The organism is Aggregatibacter segnis ATCC 33393 (genome assembly GCF_900476035.1).
Classification (GTDB): Bacteria; Pseudomonadota; Gammaproteobacteria; order Enterobacterales; family Pasteurellaceae; genus Aggregatibacter; species Aggregatibacter segnis.
Map to the genome: position 1 here is coordinate 433,944 of NZ_LS483443.1, position 20,822 is coordinate 454,765.

General features: G+C 38.7%; 21 protein-coding genes. 6 read left to right on the forward strand and 15 right to left on the reverse strand.

What is annotated here, in order from left to right; all coding sequences use genetic code 11:
* Positions 1–27: 27 nt before the first annotated feature.
* The 6 genes from atpB to zapB form a co-directional block, all read right to left on the reverse strand.
* Entirely contained in the window at positions 28–816 is a 789-nt protein-coding gene (gene atpB, locus DQN58_RS02215) for a F0F1 ATP synthase subunit A (RefSeq protein WP_006719902.1), read from the reverse strand.
* Positions 817–835: 19 nt separating this feature from the next.
* A complete protein-coding gene (locus DQN58_RS02220; RefSeq protein WP_006719904.1) occupies positions 836–1,210 on the reverse strand; it encodes an ATP synthase subunit I in 375 nt (124 codons plus the stop codon).
* A 108-nt stretch (positions 1,211–1,318) separates the two neighbouring features.
* The gene (gene rsmG, locus DQN58_RS02225) at positions 1,319–1,948 is read right to left on the reverse strand and encodes a 16S rRNA (guanine(527)-N(7))-methyltransferase RsmG (protein WP_006719905.1); all 630 of its coding nucleotides are present in this window, start codon (positions 1,946–1,948) and stop codon (positions 1,319–1,321) included.
* Complete coding sequence (gene mnmG, locus DQN58_RS02230; protein ID WP_006719907.1) at positions 1,948–3,837, reverse strand: tRNA uridine-5-carboxymethylaminomethyl(34) synthesis enzyme MnmG; 1,890 nt, start codon at positions 3,835–3,837, stop codon at positions 1,948–1,950. The genes rsmG and mnmG overlap by 1 nt, the downstream gene beginning before the upstream one ends.
* 433 nt (positions 3,838–4,270) lie before the next feature.
* Complete coding sequence (mioC, locus tag DQN58_RS02235; protein ID WP_006719911.1) at positions 4,271–4,723, reverse strand: FMN-binding protein MioC; 453 nt, start codon at positions 4,721–4,723, stop codon at positions 4,271–4,273.
* 58 nt (positions 4,724–4,781) lie between these two features.
* Entirely contained in the window at positions 4,782–5,000 is a 219-nt protein-coding gene (zapB, locus tag DQN58_RS02240) for a cell division protein ZapB (protein WP_006719913.1), read from the reverse strand.
* 192 nt (positions 5,001–5,192) lie between these two features.
* Here zapB and glpX point away from each other — a divergent pair, with 192 nt between their 5' ends.
* Positions 5,193–6,206 carry a class II fructose-bisphosphatase gene (glpX, locus tag DQN58_RS02245; protein ID WP_006719914.1) on the forward strand — a complete coding sequence of 338 codons (1,014 nt, stop codon included), beginning with the start codon at positions 5,193–5,195 and terminating at the stop codon, positions 6,204–6,206.
* Between the two features lie 65 nt (positions 6,207–6,271).
* On the opposite strand, the gene cysE is transcribed toward glpX, so the two are convergent.
* From cysE to DQN58_RS02265, 4 genes are all read right to left on the reverse strand, one after another.
* On the reverse strand, positions 6,272–7,069 hold the full coding sequence (gene cysE / locus DQN58_RS02250) for a serine O-acetyltransferase (protein ID WP_006719916.1): 798 nt from the start codon (positions 7,067–7,069) through the stop codon (positions 6,272–6,274).
* 3 nt (positions 7,070–7,072) lie between these two features.
* Positions 7,073–8,086, reverse strand: a complete 1,014-nt coding sequence (gpsA, locus tag DQN58_RS02255) for an NAD(P)H-dependent glycerol-3-phosphate dehydrogenase (protein WP_032998047.1) — start codon at positions 8,084–8,086, stop codon at positions 7,073–7,075.
* Positions 8,087–8,162: 76 nt separating this feature from the next.
* Positions 8,163–8,669 carry a protein-export chaperone SecB gene (secB, locus tag DQN58_RS02260; protein WP_006719920.1) on the reverse strand — a complete coding sequence of 169 codons (507 nt, stop codon included), beginning with the start codon at positions 8,667–8,669 and terminating at the stop codon, positions 8,163–8,165.
* A 14-nt stretch (positions 8,670–8,683) separates the two neighbouring features.
* On the reverse strand, positions 8,684–9,124 hold the full coding sequence (locus DQN58_RS02265) for a rhodanese-like domain-containing protein (protein WP_032998048.1): 441 nt from the start codon (positions 9,122–9,124) through the stop codon (positions 8,684–8,686).
* Positions 9,125–9,446: 322 nt separating this feature from the next.
* Here DQN58_RS02265 and DQN58_RS02270 point away from each other — a divergent pair, with 322 nt between their 5' ends.
* From DQN58_RS02270 to cydC, 3 genes are all read left to right on the forward strand, one after another.
* Positions 9,447–10,769 carry an anaerobic C4-dicarboxylate transporter gene (locus DQN58_RS02270; RefSeq protein WP_006719923.1) on the forward strand — a complete coding sequence of 441 codons (1,323 nt, stop codon included), beginning with the start codon at positions 9,447–9,449 and terminating at the stop codon, positions 10,767–10,769.
* Positions 10,770–10,947: 178 nt separating this feature from the next.
* Positions 10,948–12,696, forward strand: coding sequence for an ABC transporter ATP-binding protein/permease (locus DQN58_RS02275; RefSeq protein ID WP_006719925.1), 1,749 nt, complete (start codon positions 10,948–10,950; stop codon positions 12,694–12,696).
* Positions 12,689–14,347, forward strand: a complete 1,659-nt coding sequence (gene cydC / locus DQN58_RS02280; protein WP_006719927.1) for a thiol reductant ABC exporter subunit CydC — start codon at positions 12,689–12,691, stop codon at positions 14,345–14,347. The genes DQN58_RS02275 and cydC overlap by 8 nt, the downstream gene beginning before the upstream one ends.
* 179 nt (positions 14,348–14,526) lie before the next feature.
* Here the strand turns inward: cydC and DQN58_RS02285 are convergent, their stop codons facing one another.
* The 5 genes from DQN58_RS02285 to DQN58_RS02300 form a co-directional block, all read right to left on the reverse strand.
* Entirely contained in the window at positions 14,527–16,824 is a 2,298-nt protein-coding gene (locus DQN58_RS02285) for an ankyrin repeat domain-containing protein (protein WP_155811793.1), read from the reverse strand.
* Between the two features lie 8 nt (positions 16,825–16,832).
* Positions 16,833–17,018 carry a hypothetical protein gene (locus DQN58_RS02290; RefSeq protein WP_006719931.1) on the reverse strand — a complete coding sequence of 62 codons (186 nt, stop codon included), beginning with the start codon at positions 17,016–17,018 and terminating at the stop codon, positions 16,833–16,835.
* A gap of 58 nt (positions 17,019–17,076) precedes the next feature.
* The gene (locus tag DQN58_RS09895; protein WP_006719933.1) at positions 17,077–17,226 is read right to left on the reverse strand and encodes a hypothetical protein; all 150 of its coding nucleotides are present in this window, start codon (positions 17,224–17,226) and stop codon (positions 17,077–17,079) included.
* Between the two features lie 236 nt (positions 17,227–17,462).
* The gene (locus DQN58_RS02295; RefSeq protein ID WP_005702403.1) at positions 17,463–17,555 is read right to left on the reverse strand and encodes a methionine/alanine import family NSS transporter small subunit; all 93 of its coding nucleotides are present in this window, start codon (positions 17,553–17,555) and stop codon (positions 17,463–17,465) included.
* 1 nt (position 17,556) lies between these two features.
* Positions 17,557–19,056, reverse strand: coding sequence for a sodium-dependent transporter (locus DQN58_RS02300; protein ID WP_006719934.1), 1,500 nt, complete (start codon positions 19,054–19,056; stop codon positions 17,557–17,559).
* 340 nt (positions 19,057–19,396) lie between these two features.
* Here DQN58_RS02300 and DQN58_RS02305 point away from each other — a divergent pair, with 340 nt between their 5' ends.
* Positions 19,397–20,083, forward strand: coding sequence for an rRNA large subunit pseudouridine synthase E (locus tag DQN58_RS02305; RefSeq protein WP_050540585.1), 687 nt, complete (start codon positions 19,397–19,399; stop codon positions 20,081–20,083).
* Positions 20,084–20,087: 4 nt separating this feature from the next.
* Positions 20,088–20,804, forward strand: a complete 717-nt coding sequence (locus DQN58_RS02310) for an MgtC/SapB family protein (RefSeq protein WP_006719938.1) — start codon at positions 20,088–20,090, stop codon at positions 20,802–20,804.
* The last annotated feature ends 18 nt before the right edge of the window (positions 20,805–20,822 follow it).

Consider the following 20,822-nt stretch of genomic DNA (forward strand, 5'->3'; position numbering starts at 1 on the left):
TAGAGCCGGTTAATAAAAAAAATAAAATTAATGATCTGCTTTGTTATAAGCAATACTCAAGTAAACAACCGTCAACATCATAAAGATGAATGCTTGTAACGTAATAACCAAAATATGGAAAATAGCCCAAGCGAGGTGTAACGGAATTCCCAATGCTGCAAGTGCCATATCCGCAGAATACATCACAGCGATAAGAATAAAGATCAATTCCCCTGCATACATATTACCGAACAAACGGAAAGCCAGAGAAATCGGTTTAGCCAGTAAAGTGACGGTTTCAAGAATAAAGTTAACCGGAATAAACGCCCAATGATTAAATGGGTGTAACGTATATTCCTTAACCAATCCACCAAAACCTTTGGATTTTACTGTATAGAAAAGAATCAGGAAGAATACACAGATTGACATACCTAGTGTCGCACTAATATCAGCTGTCGGCACAGCTCTCAAATAGTGAATACCAAATAAACCTGCAAATTGCGGAAGAAAATCCACCGGGATTAAGTCGATGGCATTCATAATGAATACCCAACAAAAAATGGTTAACGCTAGTGGCGCAACAACATTACGCGGACCATGGAAATTTTCTTTTACGATACCATTAATCCATTCTACTAAAATTTCGACCAAACATTGCATTTTGCTTGGCACGCCCAGCGTTGCTTTTTTCGCAACACGTGAAAAGATGAAAAGGAAAATAATGGCTGATACGATAGAGAAAAATAAGGTATCTACATGAATATTCCAAAAACCATCACCACTTTTTAAAAATGATAAATGGTGACTGATATATTCAGAGGTTGTTTGTCCAGACATAGTAACCCTTTATAAAAAATTAAGACCTGTTAAGCAAAAATGGAATAAGATTATTCAACATTAATGCCATAAAAAAACCTATAAAAAATAGAATAAATTCTTTTATAACCAACCATTTAAATGCTACAGCGATAAGAATAATTGTTAAGTTAAATTTAACAAATTCCCCACGATAAAGTGCGGTCAGTTTTGTTGATAAATGTTGTTTGCGATAAAAAACCACATAAACAAAAAAACAAAAAGGTAAAAAAGCACAGAGAAATCCTAAACCAAAATCAACCGCACTTTTTCCATTCCAGAAAGCTAACAACACACTCAAAACGAGGATGATACCAATCTCTATTAGCATCGTTTTTTTATAACGATTTTTAGTCTGCGTTAAAACTCTGGACATTATTTTACTTTTTATATGCAAAAACTGGCTAATTATACCTTTGAACTAAAGAGATTCAACATAAAACAGTAAAAAAAGTGTTAAATAAATCACACTTTAAACAAATCATCACAAAATGACGAGATGCCGCTCCCCGGTTAGTTCGGGAACCTCTAATTTAATGACATTTTTCACCTTAAATTGAGGATTTAATTCTTTCACTTCTTCTTCGTGATAAAGCCCCTTTAACGCATAAAATAATCCATCCGATTTAGGTAAATGATGACACCACTCCGTCATGTCTTTCAAGGACGCAAAAGCACGACTTAACACGCCATCAAATTGATGATCGGGATGGTAATCTTCTACTCGGCTTAGTACCGGTTCTACATTAGTTAGCCCAAGCTCACGAATAGCATTACGAATAAAACTAATACGTTTACCTAAACTATCCAATAGAACAAACTGTTTTTGCGGATTAACGATGGCTAAAGGCAAACCAGGTAAGCCCGGGCCGGTGCCGACATCGATAAAACGGTTACCTTGTAAATAAGGGCTAACTACAATACTGTCTAAAATATGCTTAACCAACATTTCTTGCGGATCACGCACAGAAGTCAAGTTATATGCCTTATTCCATTTATCGAGCAATAAAACCAACTTAACTAATTGTTGTTGCTGTTGTTCTGTCACAGAAAGTGCGGTCTGTTTTAATAACGTTTTTAGTTTATCCGCCAACTGAATGTCTAAATTAGCCATTATTCACCACGTTTTAGCATGCCTTGCTTTTTCAAATTCACCAAAATAATGGAAATCGCCGCCGGCGTAATACCGGAAATACGGCTAGCTTGTCCGATAGATACCGGGCGGTGTTGTTCCAGTTTGATACGAACTTCGTTAGATAATCCCGCAACTTTAGAATAATCAAAATTCGGCGGTATAGCTGTATTTTCGTGGCGTTTTTGTTTTTCGATTTCGTCTTGCTGATGTTCGATATATCCTTGATATTTAATCGAAATTTCCACTTGTTCAATCGCTTCTTTATCGGCCATCGGCGGTTGAAACGGCGTAAGTGCGGTCAAAATTTGATAATTTATTTCCGGGCGACGCAATAAATCTTCACCACTGGCTTCACGCACCAACGGACTGCCTAATACTTGATTGGCTTCTTCTAAATATTCTGAACGCGGATGTAACCAAATACTGCGTAAACGCTGACGTTCTTGTTCAATATTTTCCATTTTCTGATTGAAACGTGCCCAGCGAGCTTCATCAATTAACCCTAATTCATGGGCAATCGGTGTCAAACGAATGTCGGCATTATCTTCACGCAATAACAAACGATATTCCGCTCGGGAGGTGAATACGCGATAAGGTTCTTTGGTGCCAAGCGTGCAAAGATCATCCACCAACACGCCCATGTAAGCCTGATCACGACGTGGGAACCAAACCTCTTTTTCTTGCACATAAAGACCCGCGTTAATTCCTGCTAACAAACCTTGAGAAGCAGCCTCTTCATAACCGGTCGTCCCGTTAATTTGACCGGCAAAGAATAAACCTTGAATGGATTTGGTTTCTAACGTTGGTTTTAAATCACGCGGGTCAAAATAATCATATTCAATGGCATAACCGGGCTTAATAATGCGCGCATTTTCCAACCCTTTCATGGAATTCACAATGCCCATTTGTACGTCAAATGGTAAACTGGTGGAAATCCCGTTTGGATAAATTTCATTTGTGGTTAAACCTTCCGGTTCTAAATAAATTTGATGCGAATTACGATCAGCAAAACGCATCACTTTATCTTCGATAGATGGGCAATAACGCGGACCAATTCCTTCGATCACTCCCGTGTACATTGGGCTGCGATCTAAATTATTACGGATAACTTCATGCGTTTTTTCATTCGTGTGTGTAATAAAACACGGAATTTGGCGAGGATGCTGATCAACGGATCCCATGAAAGAAAATATCGGCAACTCTGCATCGCCATGCTGTTCGGCAAGCACGGAAAAATCAATAGTACGTGCATCAATACGTGGTGGTGTTCCGGTTTTTAAACGATCTACACGTAAACCAAGATCTCTTAAACGATGAGAGAGAGTAACAGAAGCCGGATCCCCCGCACGTCCCCCTTCGTAATTTTCTAAACCAATGTGGATCTTACCGGCTAAGAACGTGCCGGCAGTTAAAATTACTGATTTCGCATGAAATTTCAGTCCCATTTTCGTCACGACACCGGTAGCACGATCTTGCTCGACTAAAATATCACTAACTTCTTGTTGGAAAATATCTAAATTCGGTTGGTTTTCAAGGGCTATTCTTACAGCCTGACGATACAACACACGATCTGCCTGTGCACGTGTTGCCCGTACAGCAGGGCCTTTGCTGCTATTCAGTGTACGAAATTGAATTCCCGCCTGATCTGCCGCTGTTGCCATTAAACCGCCCATGGCATCAATTTCTCTTACTAAATGGCCTTTTCCTATTCCGCCAATTGCCGGATTACAAGACATTTGTCCTAGGGTATCGACATTATGCGTAAGTAATAGGGTTTTTAATCCCATACGAGCAGGCGCCAATGCGGCTTCAGTCCCTGCATGACCGCCACCGATCACGATGACATCATAGGTTTCAGTGTAAAACATGATTATGAATGATCTCTATTTTGAATGAGGTACGGATCTTTTGATCCTTTAAAAAAATTGGTCGCTATTCTACTGAAAATCTTGTTTTGTTAAAAGGTCAGTTTCATTGAAAGAGAAAGATAGATCGTAAAAAGGATCTCTCGTTAATAAAAATAAGATCTTTATATAAAGATCTATTTTATTATTACTATTATAAGGATCGATGAATAGCTTGAATAAGATCTTTTTTATTTTGTAAATGAAGAACATAGATCATTTTTAAAACTGTTAAGATCTTACTGATCTTACACATCAATTCTTGTGTATAACTTCGTGGTTTATCCACAGTATGATCTTTCGAAAAACTTACCCATTTTATAAAAACAGATTTTTAACAATTTTATTTTAAGTTTATCCACAAGTGTTTTTTCTTATTAATTGATTTTTATGAAAACTAAATTGATGAAATTTTATTTGTAAAATTAGGCAACCAGTCCTCTGCACATTGTTCTTGGTCGGTTTCTGTTAATACGTCAATGCGCAAAGCATCAGTCATTTTGACCGCACTTTTTGCCAATAAACATTGTTCTACCGTATCCACGGCAAAGCAAAAGGTGTCGTAATCGGAATTTCCTAAACCGATCACCGCAAACTTCAATGTTGAAAGATCTATATCGCTTGCATCAAGTGCTTCAAATAACGGTTTGAGGTTATCCGGCAATTCTCCTGCACCATGGGTGGAAGTTACCACCAACCATAATTTTTCATTGATAACTTCATTTAATGCCGGGCCATGATGTAATTCGGTACTGAAACCCTGTTGTTGTAATAGACTTTCTAAGTGTTCGGCAACATATTCGGCACCGCCTAAGGTGCTGCCGGTGATTAAGCAAATTTTAGGTTGCATTTTTTTCTCCAAAAAAAGAAGGCTTAGATTAACTAAGCCTTTGTTTTTTATTAATCGATTAGATACCGTCAGTCATACCTATGATAGAACGTAAACGCTCTTGAATATTTTGCTGTTCGTTTCTTAACTGTTCGTTTTCACCACGTAATGCATCGTTTTCTTGTTGTGATTTGTTGTTTTTTTCTTTTAATTCTTCAACTTCTAATTGAAGTAATTGAATAGTTTCAACTGTTTGCTTAATTTTGTTTTCTAATTGATCTAATACTTCAAATGACATGGTAATTTCCTCTAAAACAAATGGATAAAAGTGGCTTTATTCTACCTAGTTAATTGGTTTTATAAAAGTGGAGAATCAAATAATCTTTGAATTAATTACCCTTCAGAAAATTTCTTGATGTTTTTGGTATGCAAACGTTTGCTTAGTGATAAAATAAGCCGATTTTTTACTTCTCATTTTTAAGGAATTCCCATGAACAGATCATTAGCCATTGAGTTTTCAAGAGTAACAGAAGTCGCCGCATTAGCCGGATTTGCTTGGTTAGGACGTGGTGATAAAAATTCGGCTGATGATGCTGCCGTGAAAGCAATGCGTTATATGTTGAATTTAGTGCATATGGACGCAGAAGTTGTTATTGGTGAAGGGGAAATTGATCAAGCACCAATGCTGTATATTGGTGAAAGAGTGGGATCCGGCATGGGAGAATTAGTATCGATTGCTGTTGATCCAATTGATGGTACACGCATGACGGCAATGGGACAAACTAATGCCATTTCCGTATTGGCGGCAGGGGGTAAAAATACTTTTTTAAAAGCGCCTGATATGTATATGGAAAAAATGGTAGTTGGCCCGGAAGCAAAAGGTATCATCGATTTAAATTTACCGCTTGAACAAAATTTGCGTCGAGTCGCCTCTAAATTGGGTAAATTATTATCTGACTTAACGGTAACAATTTTAGATAAACCACGTCATAAAGACGTCATTGATAAAATGCATCAATTAGGCGTACGCGTATTTACTATTCCAGATGGTGATATTGCGGCATCGGTATTATGTTGTTTACCGGAAGCAGAAATTGATATGGTGTATGGGATTGGCGGTGCACCGGAAGGGGTTATTGCGGCGGCGGCAATTCGTGCTTTAGGGGGGGATATGCAATCCTGTTTATTACCTCGAAATGTTGTTAAAGGGGAAACACCAGAAAATAATGCACTGGCAGCAGAAGAAATTCGTCGTTGTGAAGAAATGGGTGTTCAAGTAAATACGGTATTACAGCTTGAACAATTAGTGCGTGACGACAATTTAGTTTTTGCGGCCACCGGAATTACTAATGGTGACCTATTAAAAGGTATTCATCGTAAAGGCAATCTGGCAACCACGGAAACCTTATTAATTCGAGGAAAATCCAGAACAATTCGCCGTATTCAATCTACCCATTATTTAGACCGAAAAGACACCGCACTTTCACGTTTAATCGGCGCTTAATAAACTTTAAAGAGCGGTCACTTTTGAAGATGTTTTTAGGCTCAACCTTGAGATCGTTGTTGAGCCTAAATATTCAGCTCCATCCCCAAATCAATAAAGTTTTGGTTCATATCAAATGCCGGTTTGGCGTCTTTATCTTTTCCGATAATTCGTGCCGGTACGCCTGCTGCAGTGGCATAGTCGGGGATAGGTTGTAATACAACAGAATTCGCACCGATTTTGGCGTATTTACCCACTTCAATATTGCCCAAAATTTTTGCACCCGCACCAATCATGACGCCTTCACGAATTTTTGGATGACGATCACCACATTCTTTTCCGGTACCTCCAAGGGTGACGCCCTGTAAAATAGACACGTTATTTTCAATCACGGAGGTTTCGCCGACAACAATGCCGGTGGCGTGGTCGAACATAATACCGTGTCCGATTTTGGCAGCAGGGTGAATGTCTACGTCAAACGCAACGGAAATTTGGTTTTGCAAATAAATAGCTAGTGCTTTGCGGTTTTGTTGCCATAAATGATGGGTAATACGATAACTTTGAATAGCGTGAAACCCTTTTAAATAAAGCAAAGGGGTTGACCAAAGTTCTACCGCAGGATCTCGTTGACGAACGGCTTGAATATCAAAAGCAGCACATTCAATAATGCTTGGTTTTTCCTGATAGGTTTCTTCGATAATTTCGCGTAGTGCAATAGCCGGCATAATCGTGTTAGCTAATTTGTTGGCTAAAATGTAACTTAATGCACTGCCTAAATTATGATGTTTTAAAATCGTTGAATGGAAAAAACTGGCAAGCATAGGTTCGTTATCCACTAACTCTTTTGCTTCCTGACGAATATTTTGCCAAACCGTTGATGACATGGATTATTCCTCTTTACGTTCTCTACCTAATAAACTCAATGCGGCTTCTTTCGCATTTTTGCCACAGAACAGGACTTGGTAAATTTGTTCAGTGATAGGCATTTCAATGCCGTGTCGTTGTGCAAGTAAATGGGCTTCCTTAGTATTATAGAAACCTTCTACTACTTGACCGATATTATCCATTGCTGTTTGAGCGGAAAAACCTTGTCCTAACATCATGCCGAAACGACGGTTACGGGATTGGTTATCCGTACAGGTTAAAACGAGATCACCTAAGCCGGACATGCCCATAAAAGTATTTGGATTTGCGCCTAGGGCGATACCTAAACGAGATATTTCGGCAATACCGCGGGTGATAAGTGCTGTTCTAGCATTTGCGCCAAATCCCATGCCGTCGGACATCCCTGCGCCAATGGCAATTACGTTTTTAATGGCACCGCCAAGTTGTACACCAAGCATATCGTTATTAATGTAAACGCGAAAATGTTTGCTGCAATGAATGCGCGCTTGAAATTGCAATGCAAATTCTTCATCGTTGGAAGCTAAGGTAATTGCTGTCGGGAGACCTGAAGCCAATTCTTTGGCAAAGGTTGGACCTGAAAGCACCGCTAAGGGATAGTGGCTACCCAATTTTTCTTTAATAACCTCTTCCAACAAACGACCGGTATCTCTTTCTAAGCCTTTTGTAGCCCAAACAATACGGCTATCAGGACGTAAGTGCGGTCGAATTTGATCGAGAATTTCACCAAAACAATGACTGGGAACGGCTAATAATAAATCGCGTGAAGCTTGAATGGCTTTGGCTAAATCCGTTTCTATTTGTAACGAATCGGGAAAAACAATCTCCGGTAAAAATTCCGTATTTTGTCGCTCGCTATCAAGTTTTTGCATTTTTGTCGGATTATGTCCCCAAAGACGGGTTAAATGTCCATTGCGGGAAAATGCGATAGCCAAGGCGGTACCAAAAGAACCGGCGCCTAATACGGTAATAGAAGAATGGGTTAAGGTCGTATTCATCATTGACTCCTTGACGGATAAAAATGAGAGTAACGAAAAAATAGAACCCACTTTATCAAAAGTGGGTTTTTTGAGATTAATTTGCTTTTGCTTGCTCGGCAGATTCTTGCTCTTGTTGTTGACGTTGTAAATATTCAACAAATAAAGCATCGAAGTTAACCGGAGAAAGATTTAATGCAGGGAAAGTGCCACGGTTGACTAAGTTGGAAACCAATTCACGGGCGTAAGGGAATAACATATTTGGGCATTGAGCAGTTAAGCAATGTGCCATTTGCATATCTTCTAAACCGCTAATGGTAAATACACCGGCTTGTTTTACTTCACAAATAAAAGCCACATCGCCGGAATCTTCCAAAGTGGTTTCAACGGAAATATTTAGGCAAACTTCGTATAAATCATCGGCTAATTTAACGGTTTCAGTAGATAAATCAAAAGCCAGTTTTGGTTTCCACTCTTGATTGAAAATGTGTGGCAAATTAGGTGCTTCAAAAGAAACGTCTTTGACATAGATACGTTGAATTTGAAGTACTGCTTGGACTTCTTGTTCCTCGTTGTTTACAACATCTTTGTTTTCTTCGGTCATTTTTGTGTCCTTATTTATTTTTTAACTAAAGGTAAATTTGCTGCTCGCCAGCCTGCAATGCCTTCTTTCAAGGAATAAACGTGAGTAAATCCTTGTTTTGCCAAAGTTTCAGCAGAAGAAGCGGAAGTCACACCGTTGGCACAAACTAAAATAACAGGCGTTTCTTTATGTTGTTCGATTTTACCAACATTGTGATTTTTAATTTCGGTAGGAAGCAGGTTTAAACTGTTAATGATATGGCCTTTATTAAAGTCATCCATTGAGCGTAAATCAATAACAACAGCATTTTGATTATTGATTAACGCAATGGCTTCAGTATTTTCAATCACTTTCGTTTTGCTGGTGGCTGATTTGATGAAGTGGTAGATAACCATTAGAAAAATAGCGACCCAAGCAATAACAATTAAAGAATGATTTTTGGCAAATTCAATTGCCATCGGCATAAATTCTTCCATATATTTCTCAATAATTAGGTTTAAAAATAAGGGCTCAAGTATAACTTTACTTTGACTATTTATCAAAAGTTATTGTTTCTATGGAGGGTGTTGATTTTGTTGAAATAATCATCAAATTTTTGTTTAAAACCTGATATGGATCATAATTTAATGAGAACATTCAAAATCAGTCATACTCAGTGTTGCAACATTCTTATATAATTAGGCCGAATTTTGGGCTTTAAATCCTGATTGCCTTGGAAAGGCATCTCTATCAAAATATAACTGAGTATAATTTCTTATACGTTACACAGATTTTATTTTCATTCTCTAAGGAGGCAGTATGTCTGCTATGTTTTTACTTCAATTCGCCATCGTGTTGCTCTGTATTTTGGTCGGTGCACGTGTTGGCGGTATCGGTTTGGGTGTTTTTGGCGGCTTGGGGCTTGCTATTTTGTCTTTCGGTTTTGGTTTAAAACCGGCAGGTTTGCCAATTGACGTGATGTTTATGATTATGGCAGTAGTTTCTGCGGCAGCAGCAATGCAAGCATCAGGTGGTTTAGATTACATGATCAAAATTGCGACAAATATTTTACGTCGCAATCCAAAACATATTACATTTATCGCCCCTGCAGTGACTTGGACCTTTACGCTATTAGCCGGTACGGGCCACGTTGCCTATTCTGTATTACCGGTAATTGCTGAAGTGAGTCGTCAAAATGGCGTCCGTCCTGAACGTCCAATGTCCATGGCGGTTATCGCCTCTCAATTTGCGATTGTTGCCAGTCCGATTGCTGCCGCTGTAGTTGCAGTTGTCGCGTATCTTGAACCGCAAGGCATTCATTTAGGGGATGTGTTAATCGTTACAATTCCTTCTACTATTCTGGGAATTTTCTGCGCTTGTCTATTTGTCAATAAAATGGGTAAAGAATTAAAAGATGATCCGGAATATCAACGTCGTTTACACGATCCAAAATATGCGGAAGCCTTTAATTCAACTGTTGTCGGTAAAGAGCTTGAAATTAGCAAATCCGCCAAAATCTCCGTATCCCTTTTCTTATTTGGTGCATTACTTGTTGTGTTAATGGGAGCAATGCCTTCTCTTCGTCCGGTATTTGATGGCAAACCAATGGGTATGGCGCATACCATTGAGATCATCATGCTATCTATCGGTGCGTTAATTATCTTAACCTGTAAACCGGATGGCACTGAAATTACTAAAGGTTCTGTATTCCACGCCGGTATGCGTGCGGTAATCGCTATTTTCGGTATTGCATGGTTAGGTGATACCTTAATGCAAGCCCATATGGAAGAAGTTAAAGGTTTAGTAAAAGGTTTAGTCGAAACCGCACCTTGGACATTTGCTTTCGCCTTGTTCATACTTTCAGTGTTAGTTAACAGCCAAGGTGCTACTGTAGCAACTCTATTCCCATTGGGTATTGCTCTTGGTATTCCACCGGCAATCTTGATTGGTGTGTTTGTTGCGGTAAACGGCTATTTCTTCATCCCGAACTACGGTCCAATCATTGCGTCAATTGACTTTGATACCACCGGTACTACACGAATTGGTAAATATATTTTCAACCACAGTTTCATGCTACCGGGTTTATTAAGTATGATTTTCTGTTTAGGTTTCGGTCTGTTATTTGCTAATATCTTCCTATAACCTGATTTGAATTTTATACAAATAGCACCTTTCTTAAGGTGCTATTTTTTTGTTTTAAAATTAAGCGTCAAATATAAAAACACCAAAAATTAGAATAAAATTAATTATCATTTGTTATAAAAATGTTATGATGTAGCCCTTTTTACTCATATGATTTTTTTAAGGAAAAATAAACGTTATGATGATTGATAAACGGCTGATAAACACAGTCGCAGATAGCAAAAAATGGATTGCTATTAATGTCTTATGGAACTGGGTCGCCTTAATCGGCGGGATTATAAGTGCGGTTGTATTTGCCATTTGTTTGCAATGGGCGTTTGAGCGCACACTTACACTACAAAGTGCGGTCATTTTTACCGTCGTTTTGGTTGCTTGTCTGGCGTTGCGTGCTTGGGCAGGAAAAATGGCGGTGAAAGCCTCCTATAAAGCGAGTACGCAAGTGAAGCATAAATTGCGCACACTGATTTATCAAAAATTGTCTTCCATGCCGCTGAATCAGGTTAACCAACAATCTACCTCTTCCGTGATCCAAGTGGCATCTGAAGGCGTGGAGCAACTGGAAATTTATTTCGGTCGTTATCTTCCGCAGTTGTTTTATAGTTTGCTTGCACCGCTCACATTGTTTGTTTTCTTGGTCTTTTTTAACGCGCCAACCTCATTAATTCTTTTGGTTTGTGTGCCGTTAATTCCAATGTCCATCATTGCGGTAAATAAAATCGCGAAACGTTTATTGGCGAAATATTGGTCTATTTATGTGGGGTTAGGCAGTAGTTTTTTGGATAACCTACAAGGCTTGATTACCTTAAAAATCTATCAAGATGACGACTACAAAGCCAAACAAATGGATATTGAAGCGGAGAATTTCCGTACCATCACCATGAAAGTGTTGACCATGCAGCTGAACTCCGTTTCTTTAATGGATTTATTGGCTTACGGCGGTGCAGCGTTGGGGATTTTGATAGCGCTTTTGCAATACCAAGACGGTAATTTAAGCATTTTTGGTGTCATTTTATTTATTTTGCTTTCTTCCGAATTTTTCATTCCGTTACGCTTACTCGGTTCTTTCTTCCACGTGGCGATGAACGGCAAGGCGGCTTCAGAAAAAATCTTTACGCTGTTAGATACCCCGGTAGAAGAAAACAAAAGTGCGGTGGATTTTCCGGCTAAAAATGAAGTTACCGTGCAAATTAAGGATTTGCATTTTGCCTATTCTGCAGAAAAACCGGCTATTAACGGCTTAAACCTTAATATTCAGCCGAAGCAATTAACGGTTTTTGTGGGTAAAAGCGGTTGCGGTAAATCCACGCTGGTTTCCTTGCTTATGAGCTTTTACCAAGCGCAGCAAGGAGAAATTTTGTTTAACGGCGTCGATATTAAACAAATTAACCGTCATTCCTTATATCGTCATGTTTCGTTGGTGAGCCACAGCAGTTACATTTTCAAAGGTAGCCTCAGAGAAAATATGTTGATGGCATTGTCCGATGCTTCTGATGACGCTATTTATCAATGCTTAGAACAAGTGAATTTGGCGAATTTCGTCCGTGAAAACGGCGGGTTGGATATGACCTTATTAAGTCGCGGAACTAATTTGTCCGGCGGTCAAATTCAACGTTTAGCGTTGGCGCGAGCGTTGTTGCACAATGCCGACTTATACGTTTTCGATGAAGCCACCAGTAACATCGACGTAGAAAGTGAAGAAATCATTCTGCAATTTATTCAACAGCTTAAACACGAAAAAACTATCGTCATGATTTCTCATCGTTTGGCGAATGCGGTAAATGCCGATCAAATTTATGTGTTACAAAGCGGTCACTTGGCAGAATCGGGCGATCATGCTTCTTTAATGACTGAAAACGGAATTTATGCAGAAATGTTTAATCAACAAAAGAATTTAGAAAATATCAGAACGGGGGCAAATCATGCGTAAGAATGGATTTGTCGTCATGTGGCAGCTCATGAAATTGGTGACGCCATTGGCGCATATCATGAGTTTCACCATTATTATGGGTACCCTTGGTTTCCTCAGTGCTATTTTCATTATGGTGCTGGGTGCGATGGGGTTGTCGGAATTGCTTAATTTCCACTCCCATTTAAATTTATCGCAAATTTTGACCGCACTTATTGTGCTTGCGGTAGCGCGTGGTATTTTGCGTTATTTGGAACAAATGTCGGGCCATTACATCGCCTTCAAATTATTGGCGTTGTTGCGCGACAAAGTATTCAGCGCATTGCGTCGTTTGGCGTTTGTGAAATTGCAGGACAAACAATCCGGTCAATTGCTTTCTTTGGTTACCAACGACATTGAATTGTTGGAAGTGTTTTATGCCCACACCATCGCGCCGATCGCCATTGCCTTTTTAACCTCTGGTATTTTATTGGCGGTATTCGCTCATATTTCTTGGTGGTTCGTGTTGGTGGCATTTTTAGCTTATGTGACCGTTGGCATTATTTTGCCTATCGTCACCACCCAAATGGCGCGTGAAGATGGCCGCAAATACCGTGACTTAGTTGGCGAAATGAACGATTTCTTCCTTGACAGCATTCGTGGCATGAAAGAAATTCAACTTTTCGGCAACGAGGAAAAACGCTTACAGGAAATTCACCAACGCAGTGAAAAAATCGACCAAGCCTTTTTAAAAATCAAACAACAAGAAGGCAACGTGCGTTCGTTCACGGAAATTGCGGTGTCTTTCTTCAATATCGTGATTTTATTGGTGGGCTTAACGCTCTTTGCTTACGATTACATTGATTTTGCCGGCTTGCTCATTGGTGTGATTTTATTGATGTCCAGTTACGGTCCGGTGATTGCTTTAAGTAACCTGTCTAACAACTTATTGCAAACCCTCGCCAGCGGTGAACGTGTCTTGGCATTATTGGCAGAACAACCGGAATTAAAAGATGTTGAAAACGGCGTGAATATGACTGACATACAGCAAATTAACGTAGAAAATGTCAGTTTTGCTTATGCGGACGAACAAATTTTGTCTGATGTGAATTTGCAGATCAAAAAAGGCGAAATTCTCGGTATTCACGGCCGCAGCGGTAGCGGGAAAAGTACCCTTTTGAAATTAATGATGCGTTTTTACGATCCGCAACAAGGTCGTATTTGCATTAACGATACGGACTTAAAAAACATTAATACGGTGAATTTGCGCGACAATATCGCTTACATCACCCAACAAACCTATATTTTCAATGAAACGGTGTATGAAAATATTGTGTTGGCAAACCGTAAGGCAACAAAAGAGCAAGTGATTGAAGCGGCGAAAAAAGCCTCTATTCATGAATTTATCATGAGTTTGCCGGAAGGCTACGATACCAAAATCACTGAAATGGGGAACAACCTTTCCGACGGTGAAAAACAACGTATCGGTATTGCCCGCGCCTTCTTGCACAATGCACCGATTATTTTGTTAGATGAACCGACCAGCAATCTGGATAGCTTAAACGAAGCCATGATTTTGCAATCCTTGCTAAACGTGAAAGCAGAAAAATTGATCATCCTAGTGAGCCATCGCGCTTCCACTATGGCAATTTGTGATCAGGTTATTCCAATCGCCAACGGACGGATGTCATAGTTAAGGCTTGTTGAACGTCAAAGTGCGGTGGGTTTTCATGGTGTTTTAAAACGCTGAGAAAATCCACCGCACTTTTGATACAAACAAAAATCCCACCAGATAACTGATGGGATTTTTTTACACTGCTGTTATTGAATAGAATTTAGATAAACTGGCTTTTTTAGCATTCACAAAGTATCTTATAGTTCAATATCTTGGCTAGAGTAATATGATTTAATATCTGCACAAGATCCTTTACACCATTTTTTACCATCATAATAATCATACGTTATAGATGTATCACCACCAGCTTTTTTCATTGCTTCAAATACAAGATTATTATTTAATTCGATCGCTAGCATCAGTGGCGTGTATCCGCGAATATGTTGAACATCATGTTTATAGTTAGGATCTGCACCGGCATCAAGCAATAGTTGAACTATTTTTAATAGCTCTTCTTCTGAGGAATACTTCTCTAACTGTTTTTGAGTGACTTCAACACTTACACTTTTTATAATTTCTTCAATTTCCAGATTATCTGTAGATTTTTGCCAAGAGTAGAAAGCCTTTTCTGAATTACGTCGGAAATACTCTTGTTGTAGCTGCGCTTGCTGATTATCTAATGGATAACTTTCTTCTATTAATGTTTTAATCTTTTGTGGATTAGTTAATTGATCAAACATACTCATACAAAAGTATAATGGTGTCAATTTTTCAAAATTGACCATATCAGGTTTAGCTCCCATTTCTAAAATTTTTTGTACAACATCCGCTCTGCCGGTTTCCACTGCTAGGCGCAAAGGATATTTTTGTTTTTTAGATGTTTGAGAATTGATTGTTTTTGGTGTATGTGAATATTGAATTAATAAATCAAATAATCTCCGATTTTGTTTAACGCAGGGTAAAGCTAATACATTTAATGTTTCTAATGCAAATAGTAATGCGGATTCATTTTCACTGCTCAGTGCATTTACATCTGCATTATTATCTAGAAGTTTTTTAATAATTTTGAATATATCATTTTCTTTTTCTTTACTAATCGCTCTTTCGCCCCATCTCCAACAGAAATAAACTAATTGTGGCATTCTTTTTGTACCATCAGCAATGGAGACTATTCTGTTTGGATTCTTATAATCAGGTTTAATGCTTTCGTAATCAAAAGTAGATAAAGAGATTGATCGTGGTTTTAGCAATGGATAATCTGTTCCGTTAAACCAACCTTGTCTAGGAAAAACTTGTCCAAATGCTCTTGCCCACATATCAACTTCCCAATCTGCAATCATTTCTTTATGATTGATTTTCTCTGTGTCAGAGTTTATAGAAGGCAGTTCATAGTTAAATAGAATGGCTGCATTTTTTAAATGAGAAAGTAATTTTCTTTGTGATAATTTATCTTTTTTTTCTAAAAATGCACTGGCGACGATCGCTTCTTGAACAATATGTTTCAGAGTTTTACCTGCCCGGAATAAAGCATTGTCGACAGCTTGTTTATACATTTCTACCGCCTTTTCTAAATTACCTGACAGTAATAGCCATCGGGCTTGTAACCAATCCCAATGATATTTTTGGTTTTCAAGTTCTCCATAGTTTTTCACTATAGCGCGTAAAACGGTCAGTTCACGCCAAGCCAAGTCTTTAGCTTCAGATGTTTTTAATTTATCTAAAGATAAATGTTCAAATCGTAGCTGTCCATAATCGGTAGCCACTTGTTGCGCCAATTTTTGGTTAGTGACTTGTTGAATTTTAACGATGGCACTCAATAAAGAATAATATGAAATTGATGAAGCAGTGTTGGCCCCTTTGTTTTGATATAGTTGGTGAAATTTTTGTAAGCTAAAAAAGAAAAGATCTGACAGTTCTTCTTTACGTATTGCATCAAATATACGGGCAATGAATAACCAGAATTTGATTTTTTTCCATTCTTCTGACTTATCACCTAGTGATTTTAGTTCTTGATAAGAAAATAAATATTCACCTCTTTCCCAACGTCCTAGCTTGTTTTTTCCGTCTCGATCTAAAGTCTTTATATATTCTTGCCAAAGATGATTATTTTCTTTCAGGTGAATTAATATGGTTTTTACTGAGTTTTTCTTGTGATCAATTAAACTTTCTATATTAGGGAAAAAGTATTTTTCAGGTACACATTGTATGAGAAATTGATGTGTGACAGCGGAGAAATAAAATAAAATTAAAATAAGCTGAAGTTTCTTTCTATCCAATCCATCTACGGGAACTTCTCCGACTAGATCTAAATAGGAACGAAAATGATGGATTATTGCATCACTTGTTGTTTTAACAATTTCATCAGGAAATACTTCTTTTACATTGTCATGCCATATTTCATTCACGATTCGCTTTAGCTTATTAGGATGAATTGTTTTGTTGTAAACAATATCATCAAGTTCTTTTTTATTCTCCTTAATTGGTAAATCACATAGCTGTGTAAAAAAACGTAGATTTTCTAAGGGTGTTGGGAATAGAGATTTTGTATTAAACATAGTTAGGCTCATATTAAATAACGTTTAACATCATGAATAAAGTTTTGAAAAGCTCGATAATCACTTGGTGTTGATGGAATAGCAAGACGACGATTGTTCGGACCAATTAATATGTTATGTTTTTTACCTTTTTTGGTTTTGAAACCAAGACTAAGAAGAGAATTTACATATTTATTTAGATGAGTGTTTTTCACGATTTTCTCCTAAATTTTGCGACATAGCAATTTAAAACTGCTATGTCGCAAGCATTACCTATTTTTTACCACTAGCATTGCTATTACGTGCCGCTGCAGATTGAGCGCGTGCGGCGAAAGAATTTGCTGCAACCAATCCACCATGTGCTTTTGCAGTAGATGATTGAATGCGTGAAGCTGCCGTAGTGTTCATAGATGATTTAGACATAATTAGTTCTCCTAAAAAGTGAGTTAAAATAAACGTCCTAATGGACAAGGCTTATTTTGTGATATTTCATTTTTTAGAGATACAACGGTAATGGAGAATTTTTTTGAGATTTTATTGTTTGAGAACATGATAAATGGAAATAAAAATTTTAAAACGTTTAGAAAAACCCACCGCACTTTTCCTATATAAAAAATCCCATCAATGATTTGATGGGATTTTTGTTTTTGAAAGCTAAATTATTCTTTTGGTAATCTGATGACGGAAACCAATAATCCGCCCCAGATAATGATAAGCGCGATAGCCATCATGATAATTGCATTGGTTGACATCTTATTTTTCTCCTTGTTTTTGTACGATATTTTTCCACGGTAAACGGGAAAGTAAGAAGCTGATGATGACTAAGCCGATCGCCATGCCCCAGCCGAAGGTATTAACGAACCATTCCGGATAGCCTTCGTAGCCGTTTGCCAATACTTTAGTGGCTTCTTTGTAAAGCATGAATGCTAATACGCCGGTGGTAACTACAATGCAGGCTTTCCAGATTGCGCCAACTTTGAAAGAACTGGTTTCATTTAAGTGTTCACCAAGTTCTTTTAATCTGCCGGTAACGATGATGGAGAGTAAAGAGAAGAACGCTACGGCAACGATACCGAACATGTTGACGAAGTTGTCCATGGTATCAAGCATCGGCAAGCCGGCTGCCGTACCAAACAATAAGGTAGATGCGACCATCATTGGTAAGCCAACCAAGAACGTGGCGTGTGCACGACGTAAGCGTAATTTATCTTGTACCGCCGCAATGATTACTTCTAATACGGAAATGAAAGAAGTTAACCCGGCGAAAACTAAAGAACCGAAGAATAATACGCCCAATAATTGACCTAACGGTGCTTGGTTAATAATGGTTGGGAAGGCAAAGAAGGCTAAGCCGATACCGCCTTTTGCTACTTCGCTGACATCTTGTCCGTTGGCGACAGCAATGAACCCTAAGGCAGAGAATACGCCGATACCCGCTAATACTTCAAAGCTACTGTTAGCAAAGCCAACTACTAAACCTGCACCGGTTAAATCCGATTCTTTTTTCAAGTAAGAGGCGTAAGTCAACATGATGCCGAAGCAAATGGAAAGTGAGAAGAAGATTTGACCATATGCGGCAATCCAAACACTTGGGTCAGCTAATTTGTCCCAGTTTGGTGAGAATAAAGCATCAAGACCTTTTTCTGCACCTGGTAAGAACAAGGAATAAAGCACCAAGGTGATGAACATGATCACCAAAATTGGCATAAAGATAACGGAAGAACGTGCTACGCCTTTTTGTACGCCAAAAGAAAGAATCAACAACGTGATAATCCACACGGCAAGTAACGGACCAACAACAGTGTCAACAAAATCCAAGCTTAATGCCACTTCACTTGCCATCTTAATGTGTTCGTGCAAGAAGAAATCTACCGGATTGCTACCCCAAGCGGAGCTGAAGGAATAATAAGCGTAGCTCGCAGCCCAGCCAAGAATAACCGCATAGTAAAGACCAATAATCACGTTGATCATCACTTGCCACCAACCGAAGGTTTCAAAGGCGGTTTTGAGTTTGCGATAAGCTAGTGGTGGAGAGGCACGGAATTTGTGGCCTAAAGCATAATCTAAAAAGACCAAAGGAATACCGGCCGTTAATAACGCCACAATGTAAGGCAAAATAAAGGCGCCGCCGCCGTTTTCATAAGTAACATAAGGGAAACGCCAAATATTTCCCAAGCCGACTGCCGAACCGATCGCCGCAAAAATAAAGGCTCTGCGTCCGGAGAATGTTTCACGTTTATGTGTTTGAGTCATGGAACAACCTGTTAAAGTTAAAAAAATGTTAGAGCGTCAATATAAATCAATAAAAATGCGAGTCAATAGACAAAAATAACAAATTATGAAAATTTACGTTATTTTTCATTAAATTATTTTTAAATAATAGTTTTTTATTCTGTTTTAAAATTTAATTTTTAGAATAAAAAAATGAGATTTATAAAAAACCAACGTTAACTTGCTAAAAAAAGGAGTAAAATGCCGAATAAAACGCTAATGATGAAAAAGTTCCCTATTTTGTGCATTTATTTCGGGCATAAATTTAGATTTTGCTTCAATTGGTGCTAAAGTATGCAAAATTTTTATGAATACCTTGTTTATGCAGCCAACATCTTTTCGGCGAAAACCCCAAAAATGGAGAAAACCAACGCAAAGTGCGGTTCATTTTTGTGGTTTTTCTAGATCTAAAATCGCGTTTTCTCAAACGCAAGTTATCCTGTTTAATAAACCCTTTGATGTGTTGTGCCAATTTAGTGATGAAAATGGCCGCAGCACGTTGAAAGATTTTATTGATATCGCTGAGGTTTATCCTGTCGGGCGGTTGGATCGCGATAGTGAGGGATTGTTGCTGTTGACTAACAACGGGGAGATTCAACATCGCTTGGCGGAACCTAAGTTTAAAATGGAAAAAACTTACTGGATGCAGGTGGAAGGCGTGCCTGATGAAACCGCGTTAGAGCAACTTCGGCGAGGCGTGCAATTAAAAGATGGTATGACAAAACCGGCAAAAGTGCGGTTGATTTCCGAACCTGATTGTTTGTGGCAACGCGTTCCGCCCATTCGCGAGCGAAAAAATATTCCTACATCGTGGTTAGAAATTAAAATTTATGAGGGGCGAAATCGGCAAGTACGCAGAATGACAGCGCATATTGGCTTTCCGACATTGCGTTTAATTCGTTGTCAGCTTGCCGGTTTTACGCTCCAAAATTTAGCGCCAAAAACCTACCGCACTTTAACGCAAGATGAACTAAAACAACTTTATCAATCACTTGGATTAACAATTTAGCATTATGAGTAACCTATCTGTTTTATTTGAAAGCTTGGCGCGAGACAGCCATTTCTTTATTTTCGTTAAAATGGCCTTTGCCATGGTACTGGGTGGCATTATCGGTTTGGAACGCGAATTAAAAGCCAAACCCGTGGGGGTAAAAACCTGCATGATTATTGCGGTGACGACCTGTGTATTAACCATTGTTTCCATTCAATCGGCTGAACATTATGCCCAAGTGTCGGAAAATATTCGTACCGATCCAATGCGTTTGGCAGCACAGGTGATTAGCGGCATCGGTTTCCTTGGTGCGGGCGTGATTTTACGTAAGCACAACGATGCTATTTCCGGCTTGACCACGGCGGCGATTATCTGGGCGGCTGCGGGTATCGGCATTGCTTCCGGCGCGGGCTTCTATTTTGATGCGATTATTGCCACCTTTATGATTTTAATCGCCATTCGTTTGAGCCCGTCTGTGCATCTTTGGGTGCGTCGTTATGAGAAAAAGAAGAAAACCCGTATTACTGCCACATTGGCGTCGCCGGCTGCGGTTGGGCAGTTTATCCAGCTTCTACATACCCATAATCATCTGATTGAAAATATTAATATGAAAGATCAGGCAAACGGTGAAACTAAATTGACGATTCGTTGCACGATTAATGACAAAGATACCATTCACGAATTGTATTTATTGCTAAAGAATGAACCGGATGTCTTGAGTTTAGAGTTAGAGAATTAAAAAAATCCCCAAGTATGC

Excerpts from the sequence above, each read along its gene's own strand:
- zapB (WP_006719913.1), bottom strand. The coding sequence starts at position 5,000 with ATGTCATTTGAAGTATTAGATCAATTAGAAAACAAAATTAAGCAAACA.
- DQN58_RS02310 (WP_006719938.1), top strand. The coding sequence starts at position 20,088 with ATGAGTAACCTATCTGTTTTATTTGAAAGCTTGGCGCGAGACAGCCAT.
- DQN58_RS02220 (WP_006719904.1), bottom strand. The coding sequence starts at position 1,210 with ATGTCCAGAGTTTTAACGCAGACTAAAAATCGTTATAAAAAAACGATG.
- cydC (WP_006719927.1), top strand. The coding sequence starts at position 12,689 with ATGCGTAAGAATGGATTTGTCGTCATGTGGCAGCTCATGAAATTGGTG.
- glpX (WP_006719914.1), top strand. The coding sequence starts at position 5,193 with ATGAACAGATCATTAGCCATTGAGTTTTCAAGAGTAACAGAAGTCGCC.
- mioC (WP_006719911.1), bottom strand. The coding sequence starts at position 4,723 with ATGCAACCTAAAATTTGCTTAATCACCGGCAGCACCTTAGGCGGTGCC.
- DQN58_RS02295 (WP_005702403.1), bottom strand. The coding sequence starts at position 17,555 with ATGTCAACCAATGCAATTATCATGATGGCTATCGCGCTTATCATTATC.
- DQN58_RS02300 (WP_006719934.1), bottom strand. The coding sequence starts at position 19,056 with ATGACTCAAACACATAAACGTGAAACATTCTCCGGACGCAGAGCCTTT.
- secB (WP_006719920.1), bottom strand. The coding sequence starts at position 8,669 with ATGACCGAAGAAAACAAAGATGTTGTAAACAACGAGGAACAAGAAGTC.
- DQN58_RS02270 (WP_006719923.1), top strand. The coding sequence starts at position 9,447 with ATGTCTGCTATGTTTTTACTTCAATTCGCCATCGTGTTGCTCTGTATT.
- DQN58_RS02265 (WP_032998048.1), bottom strand. The coding sequence starts at position 9,124 with ATGGAAGAATTTATGCCGATGGCAATTGAATTTGCCAAAAATCATTCT.
- atpB (WP_006719902.1), bottom strand. The coding sequence starts at position 816 with ATGTCTGGACAAACAACCTCTGAATATATCAGTCACCATTTATCATTT.
- cysE (WP_006719916.1), bottom strand. The coding sequence starts at position 7,069 with ATGTCATCAACGGTTTGGCAAAATATTCGTCAGGAAGCAAAAGAGTTA.
- rsmG (WP_006719905.1), bottom strand. The coding sequence starts at position 1,948 with ATGGCTAATTTAGACATTCAGTTGGCGGATAAACTAAAAACGTTATTA.
- DQN58_RS02275 (WP_006719925.1), top strand. The coding sequence starts at position 10,948 with ATGATGATTGATAAACGGCTGATAAACACAGTCGCAGATAGCAAAAAA.
- DQN58_RS02285 (WP_155811793.1), bottom strand. The coding sequence starts at position 16,824 with ATGTTTAATACAAAATCTCTATTCCCAACACCCTTAGAAAATCTACGT.
- DQN58_RS09895 (WP_006719933.1), bottom strand. The coding sequence starts at position 17,226 with ATGTCTAAATCATCTATGAACACTACGGCAGCTTCACGCATTCAATCA.
- gpsA (WP_032998047.1), bottom strand. The coding sequence starts at position 8,086 with ATGAATACGACCTTAACCCATTCTTCTATTACCGTATTAGGCGCCGGT.
- DQN58_RS02305 (WP_050540585.1), top strand. The coding sequence starts at position 19,397 with ATGCAGCCAACATCTTTTCGGCGAAAACCCCAAAAATGGAGAAAACCA.
- mnmG (WP_006719907.1), bottom strand. The coding sequence starts at position 3,837 with ATGTTTTACACTGAAACCTATGATGTCATCGTGATCGGTGGCGGTCAT.